The 4025-nt window shown below is 28.9% G+C and carries 6 protein-coding genes; all 6 read right to left on the bottom strand.

The window, feature by feature from the left end:
• Positions 1-1020: baseplate J/gp47 family protein (locus WBG30_RS11940; RefSeq protein WP_424504885.1), on the bottom strand; the 1020-nt coding region annotated here is incomplete at its 3' end.
• Between the two features lies 1 nt (position 1021).
• Positions 1022-1477, bottom strand: a complete 456-nt coding sequence (locus tag WBG30_RS11935; RefSeq protein ID WP_424504884.1) for a DUF2634 domain-containing protein — start codon at positions 1475-1477, stop codon at positions 1022-1024.
• On the bottom strand, positions 1477-1938 hold the full coding sequence (locus WBG30_RS11930) for a DUF2577 family protein (RefSeq protein ID WP_424504883.1): 462 nt from the start codon (positions 1936-1938) through the stop codon (positions 1477-1479). The genes WBG30_RS11935 and WBG30_RS11930 overlap by 1 nt, the downstream gene beginning before the upstream one ends.
• A 1-nt stretch (position 1939) precedes the next feature.
• Positions 1940-2929: an XkdQ/YqbQ family protein gene (locus WBG30_RS11925; RefSeq protein WP_424504882.1), complete on the bottom strand. Its 990-nt coding sequence runs from the start codon at positions 2927-2929 to the stop codon at positions 1940-1942.
• Position 2930: 1 nt separating this feature from the next.
• A complete protein-coding gene (locus WBG30_RS11920; RefSeq protein ID WP_424504881.1) occupies positions 2931-3347 on the bottom strand; it encodes a hypothetical protein in 417 nt (138 codons plus the stop codon).
• Positions 3347-4025, bottom strand: a 679-nt coding sequence (locus tag WBG30_RS11915; protein ID WP_424504880.1) for a hypothetical protein, incomplete at its 5' end; no start/stop codon positions are given. The genes WBG30_RS11915 and WBG30_RS11920, both read right to left, overlap by 1 nt.

The raw sequence follows: 4025 nt of genomic DNA, 5'->3' as shown, positions 1-4025 counted from the left end.
CATGACATTAGATGATATGCTGTCATTTACAGTAACATTAGTAACATCAAGTACCCCTTCAACACTTATAATAAGTGACACTATTTTAGAATGTGATATGTAATTAAGTTGTTCATCAAAAGCAACTGTTTTAAGATATTGAGTTATAAAGTTTTCTATTTTTAGTTTGATATTTTCTAAAGTATAATTATTTGATTTTACTATTGTAGCTGAGATATTAATCAATTTTTGGGAAGCCGATACAACTGTACAATAGCTTCCGAGTGCTGATTTACCATATCCTTTACCCCATTTCTGAGGTTCTATGGGATCAATATATTTTTGTGTTTTGGCTACTAATTCTGATGAAGAAGGCAACATATTATCATCAATAATTACTACTTTAACTGAATTATTTCCATTCCAAGTTGGAAAAATTTTTGCTTTTCCAACTCCTGCGACTTCCCTTGCCCACTTTTCAAAATGATATACATTATTTGAAGTCACAGGATTTTGAACGTCATCTAGATATCTTTCTAATAGCGATTCATGACTTTCTGAATTAAAACCATCATAACTAGTTTCATTATTGATAACTGTATTGATCCCTTGTAAGGTTATAGGAAATTGAGTAATACTTAGTGCATCCACTACACCAATACTTCCTAATTGTTTACACTGGGCTTCAATTCGATTATTTCCATCTATAACTTTTGTTTCTAATGACTGAAATTGAATATTTGATTTTGTACTAAATAAATCCCCTATATTTATAATCCCCTGCCCTGTAAGGTTTAAAATTACTTTTGCATTTGTAGCTTTTTTTCTGATTATTCCTCTTCTAGTTTTAGCCTCTACTTCTAATTCTTCAATAGTCATATTCCTAGGATCTATTTTTTTTTCTACTCCCTCTACTTTACTAATTAATTCATCAATCTCTAATGAAACAGATTTTAAAAGGTCATATGTAAGAAAACCAGGGGTTTTATTTTCATATTCTTTTGGCATATTCTTTTGCATATTTTTTAAACTTTCATCCATTTTATCCCCCTTTTATTCTTACAGTCTGACCATCTTTTAGTATTATTTCAAAGTTACACTCAAACTCAACACTAGTTAATTTAGCACTAAAAGATTGGACTCTTTCAACTACATTTAATTTTAATAAACTTTTTTCAATTTCTCTTTTTATTTCACTTTCCATAAAACCTTGTGGTAAATTTCTCTGACCTCTGTAATTAAAGTAAGTCATTCCAAACTCAGTATCTTTATAGATCTTAAATTTTTCATATGCAGTTCTTAATAATACTTGTACATATACTTTTACTTTCTCTTCAATTGTTTTACATTCTTTAGGTCTTCCATTTTCCATTATGATAGTAGCTTTATTTTCTATAAAATTTATCATAAAAATCCTTCCAAGTGTTGTTTTATTCAGTTCATTTTCTTCTTCATTAATTTGATTGGCTATACCATCTAAATCTATTGTAGGAAACATTATTTCACCTTCCTTGCTTTATCCACGATAAACCATGTTTGCTCATCTACAGTTGGGACTAGCATTACTAAATCCCCTTTTTTTAATGTGTTAGTGAACCAAAAATCTCCTTGTGCTTTATAATCTCCAGTTGATTCATCAGAACCTTTTCCTGATAATGTTTTGATAGGGTGTTTGTGTAAATTAGCTATTTCAGTAGCTGTTGTATTTTGAAAGCTATAATTTTCTATATCTCTAGACATTTCTGTTATTTTAGATTCAATTTTATAAGTACGAAAATAATCATCCCATAAATGATCTGTCATATGTAACTGGTCAGGGTACAGTATTATTTGTCCTTCTAAAATAGATATTTTTAACTCTGGCGGTGGACTGATAACTTCCCCAAGGACAGTACCAATTGGTTTTTCATTTCGTAACTTCCGAAACATCTTAGCTACTTCAACTTGATAATAACTCATCTTATTCCACCCCTTTAACTGTAATATTAGTCTTATGAATACTATTGCTATAACTATGATTGCTAGATTTGATAAGATATTTACCTTTTAAATTGAAATAACGATTATTTAATGGAATAATTCTTCCAGCTCTTAAAAGGTCACTGCCTAAGAGGTTAAGGCTGATATCTTCTTGTACTCTGTTTAACTCTTTCAACTTATTTTTAGCTATATTATTAGTTTGCGACTCATCTTTATCTTGTGCAGATAATACCTCTTGTAATAGCCCATATTTAGCGATATTAGCTTCATCTTTCACTCTCTCTATCACTCTAACGTCTTCTTCATCTTTGGAGCTTACAAGCACACTATTTTTCATTTCTTGTATGCTTTCAGATTTATTAATATTCCCTATCGTATTTAAAATTTTAAATTGTTGAGATTTAGTTTTAAAAATTGGATCTACCTCTAAATCTACATATTTTTTAATATATATTTTTCCCTCTCTCATTTCTAACCTATATTTTATATCAAGTTCATTTTCTGCCTGAGATAAGATATCTTTTATAATTTCTGCTATGGTCTTATCTTTATAAATTTTGCTTATTGGAGTAGTTATTATATCTATGTTACCAATAGGTATTTTAAATACTCCACATAGTTGTCTTATAGCTTCACTAGCTTGAATATTTTTAAATTGCTTTATAGTCTTAGATTTATTTAAGTAAATAGCGTAATCAAAGGCTGTAATACCCTTGTTGTATCTATTCCATGCTACATCTGTAATAACTCCTCTAAAGATCTCTTTAGAGTTATTTTTTAAGATTAATTTATCTCCAATTTCAACTAAATCATAATTTTTAAGATAAAGATCATCTCTATTTCTGGCGATATCAAAAGTTAATTGAGTTCCTAATGTATCTATATTGTCCGACCAACTCAAATTACCAATTAATTGTGTTATATTGAATTTTCTATCAGTTTTTAATAAAAAAAGAGTGTAATTATCCATATTACACACCTCTTATAAATCTATATTCTTTTAAATTAAGCGAATACTTAATATTTTCTATTCTGTCATAACAATAATCAAAAACTTCAATACTACAAGCCATATTTAAAACCTCTCTACCATCTTTAATAGATAAAATTACTCTTATTGGAACTCCTTTATCTCTCCATTTATTGAAAAAATCAACATATTTTTGCCCCTCTACACTTCCAGCTTTTGCCCATCGTTCTTTTTTTTTCAGAAATATTGATTCTATACTTAGAGTTTTAAGACCTAGATCACCAATAATATTAAGAGTTCCATTATTAATAGTTTTAAACTCTTCATTATTTGGACTTGATTGAGGCTTTAAATCACGAGGTATTACAGGAAATACAAGTATCTCTCTATTGTTATCAGCACTAACAACTATATTCATTAAACCACCGCCACATTAGAGCCAGTAATATTTGCTATTTCATAGAGAGCCTTAGCTGTTTTTTCTTTAAAATCTTCAAATCCGTATACATCACCATGGAAATGAAATTCCATTTTTTTCTCTTCTTTAGTTGTTTTATTGTGAATGTTAGAATTATTAATATTTTTAGTATCCTGAGAATTAGAGTTATTGATATTATTAATATTTTGTGTACTTTTATTATTCAAATTTCTAGTTTCATTGTTAAGATTAGTAAGTGAGGTCTTAGAAGGAATTCTAGAACTTTCAGCGATTAATTCTTTAGAGGCAATATCTTTTACTGGAACTTTAAGCTTTGCTACTTGACTCCGAGAAGGCTTTGAGGTTAAGAAGTTCTTAGAAATACTATTCTTAGCTACTGGTGTTTCTGTTTTTATTACTTGATTTTGAGGAGGTTTAGTAGTTATTATACGATCTGGATTATTTTTGATTTCTTTATTCTTTTTTTCCTCTTTATCACTACCAAAAAAACCTTTAACAATTCCCCACGCTTTTTTACCGACATTAATAATCTTATCAAAATGTTCTATCAAAAGTTTCAGTGGCTTTAAGGGCAAGATAAAGTTAGAAGCAATGTCAAGCATGGAAAATCCAAATTCTTTTATGCCACCCCATAGTTCTACAGCTTTAGCTTTTATC

The organism is Psychrilyobacter sp. (assembly GCF_049671765.1).
In the GTDB taxonomy this organism is placed as follows: Bacteria; Fusobacteriota; Fusobacteriia; order Fusobacteriales; family Fusobacteriaceae; genus Psychrilyobacter.
Note: the sequence above shows the minus strand (reverse complement) of the source record. Positions and strands in the feature narration are given on the sequence as shown.